Annotated in this window: 17 protein-coding genes; 5 read left to right on the forward strand and 12 right to left on the reverse strand. The window is 65.8% G+C overall.

What is annotated here, in order from left to right:
- Window positions 1-10: 10 nt before the first annotated feature.
- The gene (locus KZC51_RS13180) at window positions 11-1,630 is read right to left on the reverse strand and encodes an ABC transporter substrate-binding protein (RefSeq protein ID WP_247630401.1); all 1,620 of its coding nucleotides are present in this window, start codon (window positions 1,628-1,630) and stop codon (window positions 11-13) included.
- Window positions 1,630-2,838, reverse strand: coding sequence for a dipeptidase (locus tag KZC51_RS13185; RefSeq protein ID WP_247630402.1), 1,209 nt, complete (start codon window positions 2,836-2,838; stop codon window positions 1,630-1,632). The genes KZC51_RS13180 and KZC51_RS13185 overlap by 1 nt, the downstream gene beginning before the upstream one ends.
- 159 nt (window positions 2,839-2,997) lie before the next feature.
- On the opposite strand from KZC51_RS13185, the gene KZC51_RS13190 reads away from it, so the two are divergent.
- A complete protein-coding gene (locus KZC51_RS13190) occupies window positions 2,998-4,665 on the forward strand; it encodes a dipeptide ABC transporter ATP-binding protein (RefSeq protein WP_247630403.1) in 1,668 nt (555 codons plus the stop codon).
- A gap of 57 nt (window positions 4,666-4,722) precedes the next feature.
- Here the strand turns inward: KZC51_RS13190 and rsfS are convergent, their stop codons facing one another.
- The 9 genes from rsfS to rplU form a co-directional block, all read right to left on the reverse strand.
- A complete protein-coding gene (gene rsfS, locus KZC51_RS13195) occupies window positions 4,723-5,100 on the reverse strand; it encodes a ribosome silencing factor (protein WP_247630404.1) in 378 nt (125 codons plus the stop codon).
- Window positions 5,100-6,272, reverse strand: coding sequence for a hypothetical protein (locus tag KZC51_RS13200; RefSeq protein ID WP_247630405.1), 1,173 nt, complete (start codon window positions 6,270-6,272; stop codon window positions 5,100-5,102). Before KZC51_RS13200 ends, rsfS begins: the two co-directional genes overlap by 1 nt.
- Window positions 6,269-6,871: a nicotinate-nucleotide adenylyltransferase gene (nadD, locus tag KZC51_RS13205; protein WP_247630406.1), complete on the reverse strand. Its 603-nt coding sequence runs from the start codon at window positions 6,869-6,871 to the stop codon at window positions 6,269-6,271. The genes KZC51_RS13200 and nadD overlap by 4 nt, the downstream gene beginning before the upstream one ends.
- A gap of 6 nt (window positions 6,872-6,877) precedes the next feature.
- The gene (locus KZC51_RS13210; protein WP_247630407.1) at window positions 6,878-7,102 is read right to left on the reverse strand and encodes a hypothetical protein; all 225 of its coding nucleotides are present in this window, start codon (window positions 7,100-7,102) and stop codon (window positions 6,878-6,880) included.
- A 51-nt stretch (window positions 7,103-7,153) separates the two neighbouring features.
- A complete protein-coding gene (locus tag KZC51_RS13215; RefSeq protein ID WP_247630408.1) occupies window positions 7,154-8,407 on the reverse strand; it encodes a glutamate-5-semialdehyde dehydrogenase in 1,254 nt (417 codons plus the stop codon).
- Window positions 8,408-8,468: 61 nt separating this feature from the next.
- Entirely contained in the window at window positions 8,469-9,251 is a 783-nt protein-coding gene (proB, locus tag KZC51_RS13220) for a glutamate 5-kinase (protein WP_247630409.1), read from the reverse strand.
- A complete protein-coding gene (gene obgE, locus KZC51_RS13225) occupies window positions 9,248-10,744 on the reverse strand; it encodes a GTPase ObgE (RefSeq protein WP_247630410.1) in 1,497 nt (498 codons plus the stop codon). Before obgE ends, proB begins: the two co-directional genes overlap by 4 nt.
- A gap of 79 nt (window positions 10,745-10,823) precedes the next feature.
- Window positions 10,824-11,081 carry a 50S ribosomal protein L27 gene (gene rpmA, locus KZC51_RS13230; protein ID WP_247630411.1) on the reverse strand — a complete coding sequence of 86 codons (258 nt, stop codon included), beginning with the start codon at window positions 11,079-11,081 and terminating at the stop codon, window positions 10,824-10,826.
- 19 nt (window positions 11,082-11,100) lie between these two features.
- Window positions 11,101-11,409 carry a 50S ribosomal protein L21 gene (gene rplU / locus KZC51_RS13235; protein WP_247630412.1) on the reverse strand — a complete coding sequence of 103 codons (309 nt, stop codon included), beginning with the start codon at window positions 11,407-11,409 and terminating at the stop codon, window positions 11,101-11,103.
- Between the two features lie 211 nt (window positions 11,410-11,620).
- Here rplU and KZC51_RS13240 point away from each other — a divergent pair, with 211 nt between their 5' ends.
- The gene (locus tag KZC51_RS13240; protein ID WP_247630413.1) at window positions 11,621-11,887 is read left to right on the forward strand and encodes a DUF4031 domain-containing protein; all 267 of its coding nucleotides are present in this window, start codon (window positions 11,621-11,623) and stop codon (window positions 11,885-11,887) included.
- Here the strand turns inward: KZC51_RS13240 and KZC51_RS13245 are convergent.
- Complete coding sequence (locus tag KZC51_RS13245) at window positions 11,852-14,356, reverse strand: Rne/Rng family ribonuclease (protein ID WP_247630414.1); 2,505 nt, start codon at window positions 14,354-14,356, stop codon at window positions 11,852-11,854. The two genes, KZC51_RS13240 and KZC51_RS13245, sit on opposite strands and share 36 nt — an antisense overlap.
- Window positions 14,357-14,682: 326 nt before the next feature.
- On the opposite strand from KZC51_RS13245, the gene KZC51_RS13250 reads away from it, so the two are divergent.
- The 3 genes from KZC51_RS13250 (at window position 14,683) to KZC51_RS13260 (ending at window position 17,808) form a co-directional block, all read left to right on the forward strand.
- On the forward strand, window positions 14,683-15,738 hold the full coding sequence (locus KZC51_RS13250; RefSeq protein WP_247630415.1) for a tyrosine-type recombinase/integrase: 1,056 nt from the start codon (window positions 14,683-14,685) through the stop codon (window positions 15,736-15,738).
- Entirely contained in the window at window positions 15,735-16,016 is a 282-nt protein-coding gene (locus KZC51_RS13255; RefSeq protein ID WP_247630416.1) for a hypothetical protein, read from the forward strand. Before KZC51_RS13250 ends, KZC51_RS13255 begins: the two co-directional genes overlap by 4 nt.
- Before the next feature lie 478 nt (window positions 16,017-16,494).
- Entirely contained in the window at window positions 16,495-17,808 is a 1,314-nt protein-coding gene (locus tag KZC51_RS13260; protein ID WP_247630417.1) for a hypothetical protein, read from the forward strand.
- Window positions 17,809-17,829: the final 21 nt, after the last annotated feature.

The following is a 17,829-nucleotide window of genomic DNA, read 5'->3' on the forward strand; positions in this document are numbered from 1 at the left end:
TCGGTGGTTGTTACTCGACCGGGTGCGCGCTCGCGAGCGAGAGCGGGTTCACGATCGAGAGCAGTTCACTCGGCTTCGAGATGAAACCGGCCCACTCGTCGCTGGCGGCGAAGAACAGGTTCTGCGTGTACATGATGTTGTCGTAGACCTGCTCGTGCACGATCTTGTTCGCCTCGCGCATGATCGAGATCTTGTCATCCTCGTCGAACGTGACCATGCCCTCCTCGATCAGGGCGTTGAGGTCGGAATCATCCACATGGGTGTAGTTGATCGCTCCCCCGGGGAGGTAGGACAGCGCGAAGTTCGTGACCGGGTCATCCATGATCGCGAAGTTGCCCGCGTAGATGTCGTAGTCACCCTCGCTCGTCTGCGACAGATACGTGTTGCGTTCCGTACCCTGCAGCTCGATCGTGATGCCCGCCTCTGCCGCGCTGTCCTTCACCATCTGCGCCCACTGGCTCGTGACGCTGTCCTGCAGCGAGTAGATCAGGCGGAACGAGACCGGGAAGTTACCACTGGCGTCTGCCGTGTAGCCGGCCTTCTCCATGAGCTCGCGCGACTTCTCGGGGTCGAACTCGTACTCCGTCACCGAGTCGTCGTAGTACTTGGCGAGCACCGGCATCAGCGCGCTGGAGCCGGTCGAGACGGCCTGCCCCTGCAGCACGACGGTGCGGATCGCCTCATAGTCCACCGCGTGGGCGAGCGCCTGACGGACCTCGGTCGTCGCGAGGTCGGGCTTGTCCATGTTGTACACGAGGTGCGCGTAGCCGAGCCCCGGCGCCTCGATGACCTGCAGGCCATCGGTGTTGCTGAGCTGCTCGACCTGTGCCGGCGGGAGCGCGTTCGCGATCACGTCGATCTCGCCGCTCTGCAGGGCGAGGATCTCGGTGTTCACGTCCGGATACACGCGGTACACGACCTCTGCGGGTCCAGGGACGCCGCCCTCCACGAGGGGGTAGTCCTCCACGCGCTCGAGCGTGTAGTGCTGGCCGACCTGGAAGTCGCTCATGATGAACGGGCCCATGCCCACCCAGCCGCCATCGCTGCCGTCGTTCGCGAACTCGGCGATCGACCCCTGGGGATCGAACACGTGCTTCGGCACGACCACACCCCAGAAGCCGATCTCCTCGATGATCGAGGAGTCCGGCTGCGTGAGCGAGAGCTCGACGCGGGTGTCCGACACAGCCGTGGCCGTATCGAGGTTGCCGAGCTGACCATAGAAGGTACCGGGAGCCTGATCGCGCTTGACCGCGTTCAGCGTCCATGCCACGTCCTCGGCCGTCAGCGGCTCACCATCGCTCCAGGTGAGATCGTCGCGGATCTCGTAGAAGCCGGTGGTGTCGTCCACATAGCCCCAGTCGGTGGCTACGTGAGCCTCCTTGGTGCCGTCGTCGCTGATGCTCAGCAGATGCGGGTACATCAGGTTCGTGATCCAGGAGTCGGTGCGGCTGTTGCCAAGCACCGGGTTGAAGTTGACCACATCAGTCGTCGTGCCGATGCTGATCGTCTCGTCGCTCGGGCCGGTGCTGCCCGAGGACTCCCCCGGCTCCGGAGCGGACGGGGCGCACCCGGCGAGACCGACGGCGAGAGCCGCGGCTGCGCCCAGGGCAAGGAACTTGCTGTGCTTCATCAGACCCAAACCTCCTCGAGTACGCGCATGGTGTTTCCACCGACGACGGCGCGAATCTCGTCGTCGGAGTAGTCGTGCTTCACAAGCCAGCCGATGATGTTGTAGAACGCTTCCGCCGGGTTCTCGATCCCGTCGACGTACGGCTGCTTCTCGTACTCGACGTTGGCGTGCGCCTGGCCGAGCGACAGGTTCGACGAGAACGCGTCGTGCAGGCCGACGTGGTCGCCGAACAGGGTGTCGGGGCCGAAGCTCACGTGCTCCAGACCCACCAGGTCGACACAGTACTGGAAGTGGTCCATGACCGAATCCAGCGAGTGCTTCGGGTGCTGCGGCGAGATGGTCGTGTGCGGTGCCGCTTCGATGCCGATCACGCCCCCGCGCTTCGCGCACTCGATGATCGTCTCATCCGTCTTCATGCGGTTGGTCGGCCACAGCCCGCGGGCGCCGGCGTGCGTGATGAACACCGGGACCTTCGAGTGCGCGATGACGTCGAGACAGGTCTGGTCTCCCGAGTGCGAGATATCGATCGCGATGCCCAGCTTGTTCATGCGCTCGACGGCGCGCTCGCCGAAGTAGGTGAGTCCTCCGTCGCCGCGCTCCTTGAGGCCCCCGCCCAGCATGTTCGCCTCCGAGTAGGCGATGCCCATCTGACGCACGCCGAAGCCGTAGAGCACGTCGAGCCGGTCGACCTCGTTCTCGATCATGGTGGAGGCTTCGAGCGCGAAGATATGCGCGACGCGTCCGGTCTCGGCCGCGTGACGGATGTCCTTGATCGACTCGGCCTTGATCACGAAATCCTGGTGCGCAAGGTCCGCCATGCGCACGCCGAGGTCGAACAGAACGTCCTGGTACTTCCAGCCGGCGTCGCTCGAGATGCAGCAGGTGCCGTCCATGCCGTTGTCGAAGACGGCGGTCAGCCCCGAGCGGGCGAGGCCCTCGTAGCCGGTGGGTTCACGGCCCTGGCGGATGTGGTCGCGCAGCTCACCCATGTCCTCGGGGAAGACCTGGACGTGCTCGTGCAGGGAGATCACGGTCTCCTCGCGCAGCAGGCGCTCTGTGCGCTCCTTCTGCGCGTCGCTGAGCTCCAGTCCTTCATAGGCCGGAACACGGCCGATCTGCTTGGCATAACGGAACTCGCGATAGTCCTTGCCCGCCTCGAGGTAGTCGTAGGCGGTGTAGCCGGTGTAGCGGTCAGCTTTTTCGAGCACGGATGCGCTCCTTCGGTTCGATGATGCGGGTGCGACTCCCGAGCGATGCTCAGGAGATTTCACTCGAATCTCGATTATTTCGGCACAAAAGTCAACCTTGATGATGATTTTCGGCTGAGATGTTTCCTGTTCGAAACAATTCAGAGGGAGAATGCTGGCATGATGACATCCATGGAGAACACGTCCGCACCCGCGCATGGCATCGTCCTCGACGTCCACGGCCTCACCGTGACGCTGTCCAGCGACGGACGTCGCAATCGCGTCGTCGACGGTGTCGACCTCACCGTGCGCCGCGGCGAGGTGTTCGCTCTGCTGGGCGAATCCGGTTCGGGGAAGTCGATGACGGCGCGAGCGATCATGGGGCTGATCGACAAAGATGACATCGAGGCCGAGAGCATGACCCTCAGCGGCACGGACCTGCTGTCCCTGAGCAGCGAACAGCATCGTCGCCTACGCGGCGTGCGGGTGAGCCTGGTCATGCAGGATGCCCTCTCAGCCCTGAATCCCGTGCTCGACATCGGCGACCAGATCATCGACCTCATCCGCGCGCACCGCACCATGAGCCGACGGGCAGCAGAGAAGCGTGCCGTCGAGTTGCTCGGCCTGGTGGGCATCCCGACCCCCGAGAAGCGAGTGCACGACTTTCCCCACCAGTTCTCCGGCGGGCAACGCCAGCGCATCCTCATCGCCATGGCCATCGCGTTGGAGCCCGACCTCATCATCGCGGACGAGCCGACCACCGCCCTCGACGTGACTGTGCAGGCGCAGATCCTCGATCTGCTGCTCTCCCTGCGCGATCGGCTGGGCATGGGCATCCTGCTCATCACGCACGATCTCGGAGTCGTGATGGAGGTGGCCGACCAGGTCGCCGTCATGCGCGCAGGGCGCATCGTCGAAGCAGGCAGCGCTGACACGGTGCTCACCGCACCGCAGCACGAGTACACGAAGCAGCTGCTGCACTCCATGCCGCACGACGTGAGCCCGGCGAGCGGAGACGTGGATGCACCGCCGATCCTCGAGGGACGGGGTCTGGAGCGCACGTTCCGCTCCGGCAGCGGCCGTCGTGCGCATCGTGTCGCCGCAGTGGCCGGAGTCGATCTGCACCTGCGCAGCGGAGAGATCCTAGCGATCGTCGGGGAATCCGGGAGCGGCAAGTCCACGCTGGCACGGATGCTGGTCGGCCTCGACACACCGGATGCCGGCACGCTGAGCTACCGCGACCAGGACGTGACCCGCGGCCGCCTGAGGGACCGCAAGATCCTCCGCCGTGGCGTGCAGATGGTCTTCCAGGATCCATACATGTCACTGAATCCGCGCATGACCGTGCAGCAGATCATCGCCGAACCACTGGCGGCGAACAGATCGGGAACCCCGGCGGCTCGTCGCGAGCGCGTCGCCGAACTGCTGGAGCTCGTCGGGCTCACGCCCGAGATGGGCTCGCGCTTTCCGCATCAGTTCTCCGGCGGGCAGCGTCAGCGCATCGGCATCGCCCGCGCCCTCGCCCTGCACCCGGATGTCCTGGTGTGCGACGAACCCGTCTCAGCCCTCGATGTATCGATCCGCGCGCAGATCATCGACCTGCTGTGCGATCTGCGCGAACGGCTGGGCATGTCGATCGTCTTCATCGCCCACGACCTCTCGCTGGTGCGCCACATCGCCGACCGCGTCGCCGTGATGTATCTGGGCAACATGGTCGAGATCGGCGACACAGAAGACGTCTACAAGAACCCGACACACCCCTACACCCGGTCGCTGCTGTCGGCGATCCCGCCGCAGACGCGCACCGAACGCGGCATGCTGCAGCGACGCACAGCACTGTCGGCCTGAAACGAGTCGCCGCCCCCGGAGCTGCTCACGCAGTACGGGGGCGGCGATATCAGGGAGTCACTCTCCTGAGACGGGTTCCGCAAGCTCGATCGGCACGACCGGGCAGTCCTTCCACAGGCGCTCGAGGTCGTAGTAGACCCGCTCCTCCTGGTGGAAGACGTGCACGATCAGATCACCGAAGTCCAGCAGGATCCAGCGCGATTCTGCGCGCCCTTCACGGCGCACGCGCTTGTGACCGGACTCCAGGAGCTTGTCCTCGACCTCGTCGGCGATCGCGGCGACGTTGCGCTCGCTGTTACCGGTGACGAGAAGGAAGATGTCGACGAGCGGAAGCGGTTCAGAGACATTCAGGGCGACGAGGTCCTCACCGCCCTTGGAGGCAGCGGCGTCTGCGGCGATGCGCAGCATTTCTTCGGCAGTTTCAGGTGATTGCATCAGAACACATTCGTGGTGAAGGCGAAAATGAGGACGACGCCCAGGGCGAGCGCAAGGCCGCCGGCCGTGATCGCCAGGATGAGCATGAGCTTGTTGCCCTTTTCTGGCGCGGGGGGACGAATCACCTCGCCGGCGGGCTTGATGGTGCTGACCGCGGAGCTCGCCGCGATCGGCGTGGGTGATGACGCGGGAGGCAGTTCGCCGTCGATGAGCACGGCGTCCACCTCCTTGCCGTCGGTTGTGCCGTGCGCGTGCCCCTGCGAACCGATGCCCTGAGGCAGCTCGTAGGAACCCGTGACCAGGATCTCTCCGGTGGACGCGACGGGTCCGGAGAGGGATCCTTCACCGGGCGACGGCGTGAAGATGAGGGCGCTCGGCGCGATGTGCTGAGAGCCGGTGGAATCGCCGACCGAGAGCAACTCGTCGAACGAAGGGGTGAAGGGCTGAGGATCTTCCGCAGGCTCGCCCAGGAGTTCCTCTCCGAAGGCGGGGTTCACGGTGGGACGTTCATCCGGCCGCACGTCATCGTGTGCATCCTCGGCATCGGCGAGCACGTCATCAGGATCCGTGTCGCTCGCGAGACCGAGAGCCTCGACGCCGTCTGCAGACGCGTCGACGACCTCGAGTGGGATCTCGCCCATCGAGTCAGCGGCGCTCACAGCGCTCACGGGCTGGACGGTCGCGACGTCGTCGACGCCCTCATCGTCGTCGTCGGCATCCGAGGGCGCAGAGCGAGCGAAATCGGGAACGGCCGACACGATGCTCGGGGAATCGACGATCGTGGGCGCCTCGTCGACCGGCGCTGCCTCGGCTGCGGGCTCCTCGCGCGTGGCGTCCTCCGTCGCGGGCGCCGCGATGGTCGACGCGGTGTCGGCCTCATCGCCGGCGCCAATCACGGGATCCGCGGCGGCGCGGACGCGCTCCCGAGCCCGAGCCTGACGACGGGTGAGCGGGGCGTCGGTGTCCGAGTCGTTCTCGGTCACGGGCGCGGGCGTAACAGCGACCGGCTCGACCGGCTGCGGCAGTGGCGGAATCGGGGGCACGACCACATCGGCCGCGGCCGCCGCAGCGGCATCCTCGGGAGTGATGACAGGCGTGGAACCCGTCAGCCGGATCTCCCGCAGCTGCTTACGCGTCAGCGGACCCTGCTCCTGCTGATCCGATGTACTCATGCCTTGCTCCGATACAGGTGATGCTTCGCGATGTACTGGACGACTCCGTCGGGGACGAGGTACCAGACCGGCTGATCGTCGCGAACGCGTTCACGGCAGGCCGTCGACGAGATCGACAGGGCCGGCACTTCCAGTTGGCTGACGTTGTCGCTCGGGAGGCCGTCAGTGCTCAGGACATGTCCTGGGCGCGAGACCGCGACGAAATGGGCCAACTCCCACAACTCATCATGGTCCCTCCAACTGAGAATTTGCGCTACGGCGTCGGCTCCGGTGATGAAGAAGAGCTCCGCATCCCCACGATCGCGCTTCAGATCCTTCAGCGTGTCGATCGTGTAGGTCGGGCCCTCACGGTCGATGTCCACACGGCTGACGGTGAACTGCGGGTTCGAGGCGGTCGCGATGACCGTCATCAGATAGCGGTGCTCGCTGGGCGTGACGCCCGACTTCTGCCACGGATGACCGGTGGGGACGAAGACGACCTCGTCCAGATCGAACGAATGCGCCACCTCGCTGGCGGCGACCAGGTGTCCGTGGTGGATGGGGTCGAACGTTCCGCCCATCACGCCGATGCGTGGAGCACGCGAGGTCGCTGCGTTCATGGGGGCCTAGTGGCCGTGTCCCGCCCCGTGGCTGTCCTTGCCGTGCTTCGCAGCCCAGGCCTCGGCCTTCGCGGAGTGACGGTTGGCGACGTTCTTGTAAGACAGCGTCACCAAGCCGAGGAACGCGAAGACGACCGCTGCGATGACCCCGAAGATGAGGGTCTCGAGGGCGACGTTGCCATGGTGCTCGGTTTCGGCAGCGGCCATCGCGATCTGTGCGACGAGGTTCATCGGGGCTCCGTTTCATGACCGGGTACGGTACAGCGTCACCCAGTCTAGTCCTCAGCCGCGCGTCTGCCCTGATCCACGCGCCAGCCACTTGGTGCTGGTCAGCTCGGCCAGCCCCATCGGACCGCGGGCGTGAAGCTTCTGCGTCGAGATGCCGACCTCCGCGCCGAAGCCGAACTCCGCTCCATCCGTGAAGCGGGTCGAGGCGTTCGCCATCACGACGGCCGAATCGACCTCCGCGAGGAAGCGCTCGATGTTGCGCGAGTCCGTGGAGATGATCGACTCGGTGTGTCCGGTGCTGTAGCGGCGGATGTGGTCGAGAGCCTCGTCGAGTGAATCGACGACCTTGATCGCGACGTCCAGGCTGAGGTACTCGGTCGCCCAGTCCTCCTCCGTGGCGGGGATGACGTTCGACACGAGTCCGGCGACGATGTCGTCGCCGTGCACGGCGACGCCTTCGCTCTGCAGCGCGCTCGCGACCAGGGGGATCAGTCGCGGCGCCGCCTGGCGATGCACGAGAACGGTCTCGACGGCGTTGCAGACGCTCGGCCGCTGCACCTTGGCGTTCACGACGATGTCACGCGCCCAATCGTCGGGCGCGCTCTCGTCGAGCAGGATATGCACGTTGCCCGCACCGGTCTCGATGACCGGCACGGTGGACTCGGTCACGACGGTCTCGATCAGCCCCGCGCTCCCGCGAGGCACCAGGACGTCGATGAATCCGCGACCATGCATCAGGGCCTTCGCACCGTCCCGGCCGAAATCGTCGACCGTCTGGACCGCTTCGGGAGTGATTCCGGCCCTCTCCAGAGCCTCACGCATGACCCGCACGAGCACGGTGTTCGACTCGAGTGCAGCACTCCCTCCGCGCAGCACCACGGCATTGCCGGAACGCAGGGCGAGTGCGGCGATATCGACCGTGACGTTGGGACGCGCTTCGTAGATCGCGCCGACCACACCGAAGGGCACGCGCACCTGTTCGAGCGATACCCCGTTCGGCATCCGGTGCCCACCGACCACCCTGCCGACCGGGTCAGGAAGTGCGGCGACCTGACGCACTGCGGAGGCGAGCGCTGCGACGCGCCTCTCGTCCAGACGCAGACGGTCGATGAGTGATTCGCCGATGCCGTCGGCGCGGCCTCGGGCGATGTCGAGCGCATTGGCATCGATGATCGGCGCCGCGTTCGTTTCCAGGGCGACCGCGATAGCCTCGAGGGCGCGCGCCTTGTCGTCACTGGTGAGGGCGGCGATCGCGCGGGACGCGCCCTTTGCGCGCTCGAGGCGCACCTGAGGGGTCTGGTCGGTCATGCGCCCAGTCTAGAGCGTGGGCGAGCTCCCGGATCGGCGCGTGACGTGCATGATGCTGCGGTCAGACAGCCGGCTCGAACCACGTGCCGATCTCGGCTCCGGCAAGAGCCTTGTCGACCAGGTCAGCGCTGGTGACGAGCACGCCGATCCCGGATGCCGCGGCGAGACGAGCAGCGGAGACCTTGGTCGCCGCTCCCCCGGTGCCGACGCTGTTGACGACCGTGGCGCCGAACTCCAGGCCGCTCAGATCAGCGTCCGCGGCGATGACGTCGATCGGCTCGGCTCCCGGGTCCGTCGGGGGCTTGGTGTACAGGGACTCGATGTCGCTGAGCAGGATCAACGCGTCTGCCTGGATCAGCTGTGCGACGAGTGCTCCGAGACGGTCGTTGTCGCCGAACCGGATCTCCTGCGTCGCGACCGTGTCGTTCTCGTTCACGATCGGCAGCACCCGCAACCCCATCAGCCGCTCCATCGCACGGCGTGCATTGCTGCGCGACGTCGGGTTCTCGAGATCACCGGTGGTCAGGAGCACCTGCCCTGCGACGATCTCGAAGGGCCGCAGCGACTCCTGATACCGGTACACGAGCATCGTCTGGCCGACAGCCGCAGCCGCCTGCTGCGTGGCGAGATCCGTGGGCCGCGCGTCGAGCTGCAGGAACGGGATGCCGGTCGCGATCGCGCCGGACGACACCAGCACGACCTCTGCGCCGCGAGCGTGCGCGGCAGCCAGTGCCTCGACGAGCACCGGGATGCGCCAGGACGCCTCGCCACTGATCGAGGACGACCCCACCTTCACCACGATGCGTGATGCGGTGGCGAGGTCGGCCCGTGATCGTGCGGTCACTCGTCGTCTCCCCGGTAGGCGGCGAGACGCTGAGCTTCCACCTCTGCTCGGGCTTCGGCCTTGGCATCCATGCGCTCGTAGTAGGTCTCACGACGCTCCGAGGTGGTGCGGCGCGAGTTCGGGGCGAGTCGCGGATCCGTCCCTCGTGGTGCCGTCATGAGCTCGGCGGCCGAGGTCATCGTCGGCTCCCAGTCGAACACGATGCTGTCGGCTTCGCCGATCACGACGGTCGAGCCCTGGACGGCGCCGACGCGGAACAGCTCGTCTTCGACACCGAGGCGCTCCAGACGATCGGCCAGGTACCCCACGGCCTCCTCGTTCTGGAAATCGGTCTGCTGCACCCAGCGCACCGGCTTCTCACCGAGGATGCGGTACACGTTGCCGTACGTCCCGCCCTCCACGCGGATGGTGAACTCCTTCTTGGAGCGGCGAGGACGGATGACGATGCGCTCAGGCACCTCGACGACGGTCTCGGCGCGGTGCTTCTCGACGATCTCGCCGAGCGCGAAGGTCAGCGGGCGCAGTCCCTCATGGGAGATCGTGGAGATCTCGAACACGCGGAAGCCGCGGGCCTCGAGGTCGGGGCGCACGAGCTCGGCGAGGTCGCGTGCCTCCGGCACGTCGATCTTGTTGAGAGCGATGAGCTGCGGGCGCTCCAGCAGCGGGGTCTGTCCTTCCGGCACCTCGTACGCGGCCAGCTCTCCGAGGATGACATCGAGGTCGGAGATCGGGTCCCGACCCGGCTCGAGCGTCGCGCAGTCCAGCACGTGCAGCAACGCGGAGCACCGCTCGACGTGACGCAGGAACTCGAGGCCGAGACCGCGGCCTTCGCTGGCACCTTCCACGAGACCGGGCACATCGGCGACCGTATAGCGCGATTCGCCGGCCTGCACGACACCGAGGTTCGGGTGCAGCGTGGTGAACGGATAGTCGGCGATCTTGGGCCGTGCGGCCGAGATCGCTCCGATCAGACTCGACTTTCCGGCGGACGGATAGCCGACCAGCGCGACATCGGCCACGGTCTTGAGCTCGAGGATGACGTCACCCTCGTAGCCCGGCGTGCCGAGGAGAGCGAAACCAGGAGCCTTGCGCTTCGGCGACGAGAGAGCCGCGTTGCCGAGACCTCCCTGACCGCCCGCGGCGACGACGAAGCGCTCCCCCGGCACGATCATGTCGATCAGGACGTTGCCGTCGGGCGACTTCACGACGGTGCCGACCGGCACGGGAAGCTCGAGGTCCTCCCCCATGAATCCCGCACGGTGGTCACCCATTCCGGGGCCGCCGTTCCCCGCCGAGCGGTGCGGTGAGTGATGGTACGACAGCAGCGTTCCGGTCTGGGTGTCAGCGACAAGAACGATATCTCCGCCGTCTCCGCCGTTTCCACCGTCAGGACCGCCGAGCGGCTTGAACTTCTCGCGGTGAACCGAGACACAGCCGTTCCCGCCCTTGCCGGCGCGCAGATGCAGCGTCACGGTGTCGACGAAGCTGACCATGTCGAGTTCCCCTCAGATACACGGACGGGGCGAGCCGAAGCCCGCCCCGAACCGGATGATTGTGTGTGTCGTGCTGCGATTACTCGCCGGCGGCGACGATGTTGATGACCTTGCGGCCACCCTTGGCGCCGAACTGCACGGCGCCTGCGGCCAGAGCGAACAGCGTGTCGTCTCCTCCACGGCCGACGTTCACGCCGGGGTGGAAGTGGGTGCCACGCTGGCGGACGATGATCTCGCCGGCGTTGACCTGCTGACCGCCGAAGCGCTTCACGCCGAGGCGCTGTGCGTTGGAGTCACGACCGTTACGGGTGGAGCTTGCGCCCTTTTTATGTGCCATGTCCTGGTCTCCTCGGTCTTTACTTGATGCCGGTGATCTTGACGCGCGTGAGCTCCTGGCGGTGGCCCTGACGCTTCTTGTAGCCGGTCTTGTTCTTGTACTTCTGGATGACGATCTTCGGGCCGCGGAGGTTGCCGATGACCTCAGCCGTGACCTTGACCTTCGCGAGCTTGTCGGCGTCGGTGGTCACGGAGGTGCCATCGACGAGCAGCACAGCTGCGAGCTCGATGTTCTCGCCCTGGGCAGCCTTCACACGATCGAGCTGAACGATCGTGCCGACCTCGACCTTCTCCTGCCGCCCACCGGCGCGCACTACTGCGTAAACCACTTCATACCTGTTTCGTTGGGGAGCAAAGCGCTCCGAGAATCTCACGGGAAGACTGTTGCTTGCATGCACCGCGGGCGGCGGGTGCGAACGCAAGGCTCTCCACTCCGACCGGCGAGGACGGGGCGGCATACGCACCAAGGGACTACTTTACCGGATGGCGGACCCTGCCGCAAAGTGAGCCGCGGGGTGTGTCCGCCCATAGGCTGACAAGATGACCATACTCGTCGACGACCCGCTCTGGCCCGCCCACGGTCGGCTCTGGGCCCATCTGGTCAGCGACGACACCCTGGAAGAACTGCACGCTTTTGCGCGAGCGCACGATGTGCCTGCACGCGCGTTCGACCTCGATCACTACGACGTTCCGGAGGAGATCATCCCCCGGCTCCTCACAGCCGGCGCTCAGCACGTCGGCGGCAAGGAGCTGGTGAGGCGACTGATCGCCTCAGGACTCAGGGTCCCCGCCCGCGACCGGCGCTGAGCTCTCCCCGTTCACCGACACCGGGGTGCCGGTGAGGGCGGCCGTGCTGACCCGACGACGTCCCCGTCCCTGACCAGGCGCTTTGGGCTCAGGGAGAGCATCCAGCACCGAGTCGAGCAGCTGCTCGGCGGGCGACTTCGGGCCGTTGCGGTCCGCTCCGCGCTTCTTGCGCGCCTTCTTGGGACGCTCCGCTTTGGCGGGAGCCTCGGTCGTCGCCTCGGGGAGCTCGATAGAGGGCTCGGCGGGCTCGGCGTTCGGAGCGAGTGTCGAGGCGGCTATCTGCGCGAGCGCGGACTTCGCTCCCTCGGGGATGCTGTGGGTCACCGTGGCGGCCGGCGGAGCGCTCTGGCTCTGGCCGCCACCGTTGCCGCCGCGCTGGCGACGTCCGCCCTGACTGTTGCCGCCGCCCTGTCCACCGTTGCTGTTCCCATTGCTGTTGGAGCGGTGCTTCACGACGGGGTCGTGGTGCACGATCACTCCGCGACCGGCGCAGACCTCGCAGGCCTCGCTGAAGGTCTCCAGCAGGCCGAGGCCGAGCTTCTTACGCGTCATCTGCACGAGGCCGAGCGAGGTGACCTCTGCGACCTGGTGCTTCGTGCGGTCACGGCTCAAGCACTCGATCAGACGGCGCAGCACGAGGTCGCGGTTCGACTCGAGCACCATGTCGATGAAGTCGACGACGATGATGCCGCCGATGTCGCGCAGACGCAGCTGGCGGACGATCTCCTCGGCGGCCTCGAGGTTGTTCTTGGTGACCGTCTCCTCCAGGTTGCCGCCGGAACCGACGAACTTCCCGGTATTGACGTCGACCACGGTCATCGCCTCGGTGCGGTCGATCACGAGCGAGCCGCCCGAGGGCAGCCAGACCTTGCGGTCGAGAGCCTTCTCGATCTGCTCGGTGATGCGGAAAGCATCGAAGGGGTCGGTCTCGTCCTCGTAGGAGTCGACACGCTCGAGCAGGTCGGGAGCGACGCTCTCGAGGTAGGCGCGGATGGTGCGCTGCGCCTCCTCGCCCTGGATGAGCATCTTCGTGAAGTCCTCGTTGAACACGTCACGGACGATCTTGACGAGCAGATCCGGCTCGGCGTGCAGCAGGGCGGGAGCCTGCTGGTTCTCCACCTGCTTCTGGATGTGCTCCCACTGGCTGGTGAGACGCTGCACATCACGGGTGAGCTGGTCTTCGGTCGCACCCTCGGCTGCCGTGCGGACGATCACGCCGGAGGACTCGGGCAGGACCTCCTTGAGGATGCGCTTGAGGCGGGCGCGCTCGTTGTCCGGCAGTTTGCGGCTGATGCCGTTCATCGAGCCACCGGGCACGTACACGAGGTAGCGGCCGGGCAGCGAGATCTGGCTCGTCAGACGGGCGCCCTTGTGCCCCACGGGGTCCTTGGTGACCTGCACGAGCACACGGTCGCCCGGCTTCAGGGCCAGCTCGATACGACGCGGCTGGTTGCCGGTCTCGACGCCGTCCCAGTCGACCTCGCCGGAGTAGAGCACGGCGTTGCGGCCGCGGCCGATGTCGACGAAGGCGGCCTCCATGCTCGGGAGCACGTTCTGCACGCGGCCGAGGTAGACGTTCCCGATGAGCGATGCGTCCTGGTTGCGGGCCACGTAGTGCTCCACGAGAACGCCGTCCTCGAGGACGCCGATCTGGGTGCGACCGTTCTTGGAGCGCACCACCATCATGCGGTCGACGGACTCACGACGGGCGAGGAACTCGGCCTCGGTCACGACCGGGCGACGGCGACCGGCATCGCGACCGTCGCGGCGGCGCTGCTTCTTCGCCTCGAGGCGAGTGGAGCCCTTGATGGCCTTCGGCTCGGTGATGTACTCGACGACGCGCTGACGCTGGCGCGGCTCTTCGCGCTGGTCGTCTCCGTCGGAACCTCCGCGGCGGCGACGACCACGGCGAGCCGAGGTCGATTCCTCCTGCGGCTGCTCACGCTCGGCGATGCGGTCGAAGATGCGCTCGCGCTCAGGGCGTGCGGGCAGCGGGACGATCGCCGGTGCGTAGAAGTGGAGCTGCGTGGACACCTGCGAGACGAAGACCTCGGGCAGCAGGCCCAGCGAGACCGCAGTCACCGGGGTGGGAGCGGCAGGCTCCTCGACCGGAGCAGGAGCCTCGTCTGCGGGAGCTGCTTCCTCGGCGGGAGCGTCCGCAGCGGGAGCGTCGTCAGCAGGAGCTTCCACAGCAGGAGCTTCCTCCGCAGGAGCATCCTCGACAGAGGGAGCCTGCTCCTCAGCAGGAGCCTGCGCCTCGTCTGCGGGAGCCTCCTCGGCAGTAGGTGCGGCATCCTCCTCGCCGGAGGCGCTCACCTTCTCGACGTTCGTGGCAGATTCGGCAGAGCTTTCCGCTGCTTCTTCAGACACACCCTCGGCCTCGGAAGCGGTGGGCTCCGTCAGCTGATCCGCGGCGTCAACCGGGAAGTCGAGGGTAGGGGTGTTGTTGTCATTGTTCTCGTCGGCCATCTCTGGCTTGCTCCCTGCGCGGGCACTAGGTGCTCCGCGAAATCTCATGCGTCACCCGCGGGTGTCGCGAACTCATTCGGTCTGCGACCGGCTCATGGCTCTGATCGCTGGGGCATGGGCCCCGAAGTCTGCGTCAATACGTGTGACGGCGGCGCCGCTCATCGCATCACAGGCCATTATCGCACGCCGCACCCGTTCGTCCTACTTCTCAGCCGGGAGTAGGCGAGTCGGGGCGGTGGGCCAAAACGGGTAGGCCAAGAACCGCGGGCCAGACACTGGATGAACGCTCTCCGACCGGCGTATCACGGGTAGGAGGACCACACATTATGAGCACCAAGAAGTACCGCGCGAGGATTTGGAATCCGGAGATCAAGAAGAAGATCGACCTGGGCTACTACGACTCCGAGGAAGAGCGCGACCTAGTCGAAGCCCAGGCCAAGTTGGACCTGTCGCAGCACCGAACCCCGAAAGTCATCGAAGACCGCAGTAGGGGCGGTGAGTTGTTCGTGACGTTCGCCGAGCGCACCCTCCTGGACCGGAAGCGCCGGGTTACTCTCTCGACCTGGACCAACTACCAGGCGATGCTTCGGAAGTGGGTGATCCCCACCTTCGGTCAGATGAAGCTCCGAGACATCACGCCCCGCGACATCGATAGGTGGTTCAACGAGGTACTCCCCCAGGGCTCGCCGTCCAACGGTCAGCGCTACAGCATCCTCTCCATGGTGATGATCCGCGCGGTGAAGATGCAGGAGATCCCGTCCAATCCCTGCATCGTGGAGGGAGTCGCCGCGACGAAGACGAAGCGGAGGCCCACGTGGAGCTGGAGCGACTTCCAAGTCCTCTACGAGGCGGCGGCAACGGATCAGGAGCGCGCTCTCCTCTGGGCTCTCGCTGGCTCCGGATGTCGAATCGGTGAAGCTCTCGCGCTCAATGTCGAGGACATCGACATGCCGAACTCCGAGATCGTGGTCTCGCATCACATGGTGCGCACGCAGCGAGTCCAGGGCACCAAGGCACACCCGGAGCAGGTCCGGTACCTCACTATCCCGCCGCAGGCTCCGGAAGCTCTCCAGACGCACCTGAACGGCTCCGGGAGGGCGATGGACCAGCCGGTGTTCGTGAACTCCCGAGGCGGTCGCCTTGGCTACGACCGGGCACGCCGGACCTTCGACAGCATCCGATCATCACGGGGGTTGGACGACCTGGTGATCCACGACCTCCGCCATCTCAGCCTGACTGCATTCGGAAAGACCGGCGCGACCCTAGCTGAGATCATGCAGCGAGGTGGACACTCCGACATGCGCACGGCGCTCCGCTACCAGCACGCCTCACGTGATCGGGATCGTGCGCTGGTACAGAGGATGGCGGAGATGATCCCGTGAGTGAGCCACTGGATTTTGATGACCTGCTTGCGCTGGAAGACAAGCGCGAGGCGGATGCTCGGATGACGGCGCGTTGGTCGCCGCTCTGGGAAGAGGCGGAATCGGCGCTGCGGACTGACGTCGGGCTAGTGATCGAACTGGCGAAGGAAGTGAACCGGGTCATCGAGTTCGAGCAGGGCCGCGAAGCGCGGAGCGAGCGCGCCCGGCAGGCGAGCTTGCGCAGTGCGGCGACACGCGCCGCACGAAAGGCCCAGCGTGAGTCCGCTGGTGAGGGCTAGAGATCCTCGCTAACCGACACGGCGTTACCCCATACCCAGCACCGGAACGTCTCATCGATGCCGTGGAACTCGATCCCGGCTGCGAGGGGGGTGGATCGCACGATCTTCGCGTCCACTCGGACGGCCTCAGCTCCGAACCGCACCCATGCATGCACCCGGCGCTGGAGAGCGTACGGGTAGACCGTGACAGGGTGTTCGCGTAGGGCTAGTTCCCGATCCGAGAGCGTCTGGAGAGGACCACGCCGGGCTGCTGCGGAGATGGCGGCACGCGCGCTGCGGACGTCGTTCGACGCCTTCAGCCTGTCGCTCGCTCCCACGCTTCCGCCTCACTTTCGCGGCTCTTTCGAGGGTAGCAAGAGTCGAACATTTGTTCTATTCGGACAGGGCTCCGGTGTCGGTGCTCCCGGATACGCTGTAGCGGTCTGCGAAACGTTGAAGACGATGCTGCGTCTCGGTCGCATCGGCTTTCTGGGGGAACATGCTGAACAACCGTGAACTGGCATCGGTGATTCTGATCGGGCTACTCATCCTGATCGCGCTCGCGCTGCCCAAATGGCGGGACATCTTGGTGTCATCGATCCGGACTGTCGCACAGTCACTCTTCCAATGGGTGATCCTGCGCATCTTCGGCCTCTTCGTCGTTTGGGTTGCTCTGTGGATCTGGCTCGCGTGGCTGATCGGTGCATGGGACCTGGCCCTGTTGAAAGACACCGTCATCATCCTGTTCGGTATCGGATTCCCGCTTCTGTCCAAGGCCATACAGGCCAAATCGGGGCCGGAGATCGTCGGTCATATCCGTCGCGAGACTCTGACGTTGTCCGCGCTGTTCTTGTTCTACCTGAACCTGGAATCACTCCCATTGTGGGGCGAGCTGATCGCCCAGCCGGTGATCGTGATCTTGTCCGTCATGACGGCGTTCGCTCAGCGTGACGAGAAGGGGCGGAGAGTCGTCGGCTGCTTCTCCATCCCGCTCTTCCTGATCGGAATCGGGCTGGTCGTATGGACCACTGTGCAGACGGTGAACGACTGGGACAAGCTCGACTGGCCGGAGATGTTGGCCCAGCTAGCTCTCTCCGTCTGGCTCCCGTTTACTATGTTCCCCTTCCTGTACATAGTGGCCTTTTACGCGGCCACCGAGATGATCTTGAAGCGGTTGCTCTGGATGAACACCAAGATGCCCCTCCGCGCTCGCCTTGGCGTGCTCGTAGGGCTACGAGGGTCCGTTCGCTGGGCAAAGGAACTCACGGGGCGGTACAACCAGGTGGCTGAGGCCAGGACGTTTCGACAGGCCCTGTCCAGGATGCGAGACTTCCGCGACGATGTTGAACGTCGTCACACCCGGGAGGCGAATCGTCTCGCCGACCTGGAGGGCTTCGCCGGTCAGGTCGGCGTGGACGGTAATGGCGCTCAGCTCGACCGGCGCGAGTTCGATGGAACGAAGAGAGCGCTCGAATTCGTCCACACTGCCCAGGCGCTTCGCTACGAGCGCCTGGGGGAAGTCTTCTGGGATGACCTCACCGACATGGTCATCAGTCCAGCGTCGAAATGGGGCTTGCCAGATCAGCACGGCATCGTGGTCGAAACGACGAGGGATAAGAAGAAATGGCGGGCATGGCGGCGTTTGCCATCCGGCTGGGTGCTGGGGATCGGAGCGACTGGGCGCTTCGGGGAGTACCGTTACGCCGGTGAACAACCGCCGACGTCCTGGCCGGGAGCATCCGATGAGTGGATCGACGCTGCGGTCGCGCTCGGTCCCGTCGATTGGGAACGGAACGACGGGTCACGTCTGTAGGCCTTAGGGCCTTTCCCGGGC

Source organism: Microbacterium croceum, from assembly GCF_023091245.1.
Classification (GTDB): domain Bacteria; phylum Actinomycetota; class Actinomycetes; order Actinomycetales; family Microbacteriaceae; genus Microbacterium; species Microbacterium croceum.

Coding starts and splice junctions, on each gene's coding strand:
- KZC51_RS13180 (WP_247630401.1), bottom strand. CDS start 1,630: ATGAAGCACAGCAAGTTCCTTGCCCTGGGCGCAGCCGCGGCTCTCGCC.
- KZC51_RS13190 (WP_247630403.1), top strand. CDS start 2,998: ATGATGACATCCATGGAGAACACGTCCGCACCCGCGCATGGCATCGTC.
- rsfS (WP_247630404.1), bottom strand. CDS start 5,100: ATGCAATCACCTGAAACTGCCGAAGAAATGCTGCGCATCGCCGCAGAC.
- KZC51_RS13200 (WP_247630405.1), bottom strand. CDS start 6,272: ATGAGTACATCGGATCAGCAGGAGCAGGGTCCGCTGACGCGTAAGCAG.
- nadD (WP_247630406.1), bottom strand. CDS start 6,871: ATGAACGCAGCGACCTCGCGTGCTCCACGCATCGGCGTGATGGGCGGA.
- KZC51_RS13210 (WP_247630407.1), bottom strand. CDS start 7,102: ATGAACCTCGTCGCACAGATCGCGATGGCCGCTGCCGAAACCGAGCAC.
- KZC51_RS13215 (WP_247630408.1), bottom strand. CDS start 8,407: ATGACCGACCAGACCCCTCAGGTGCGCCTCGAGCGCGCAAAGGGCGCG.
- obgE (WP_247630410.1), bottom strand. CDS start 10,744: ATGGTCAGCTTCGTCGACACCGTGACGCTGCATCTGCGCGCCGGCAAG.
- rpmA (WP_247630411.1), bottom strand. CDS start 11,081: ATGGCACATAAAAAGGGCGCAAGCTCCACCCGTAACGGTCGTGACTCC.
- KZC51_RS13240 (WP_247630413.1), top strand. CDS start 11,621: ATGACCATACTCGTCGACGACCCGCTCTGGCCCGCCCACGGTCGGCTC.
- KZC51_RS13245 (WP_247630414.1), bottom strand. CDS start 14,356: ATGGCCGACGAGAACAATGACAACAACACCCCTACCCTCGACTTCCCG.
- KZC51_RS13250 (WP_247630415.1), top strand. CDS start 14,683: ATGAGCACCAAGAAGTACCGCGCGAGGATTTGGAATCCGGAGATCAAG.
- KZC51_RS13260 (WP_247630417.1), top strand. CDS start 16,495: ATGCTGAACAACCGTGAACTGGCATCGGTGATTCTGATCGGGCTACTC.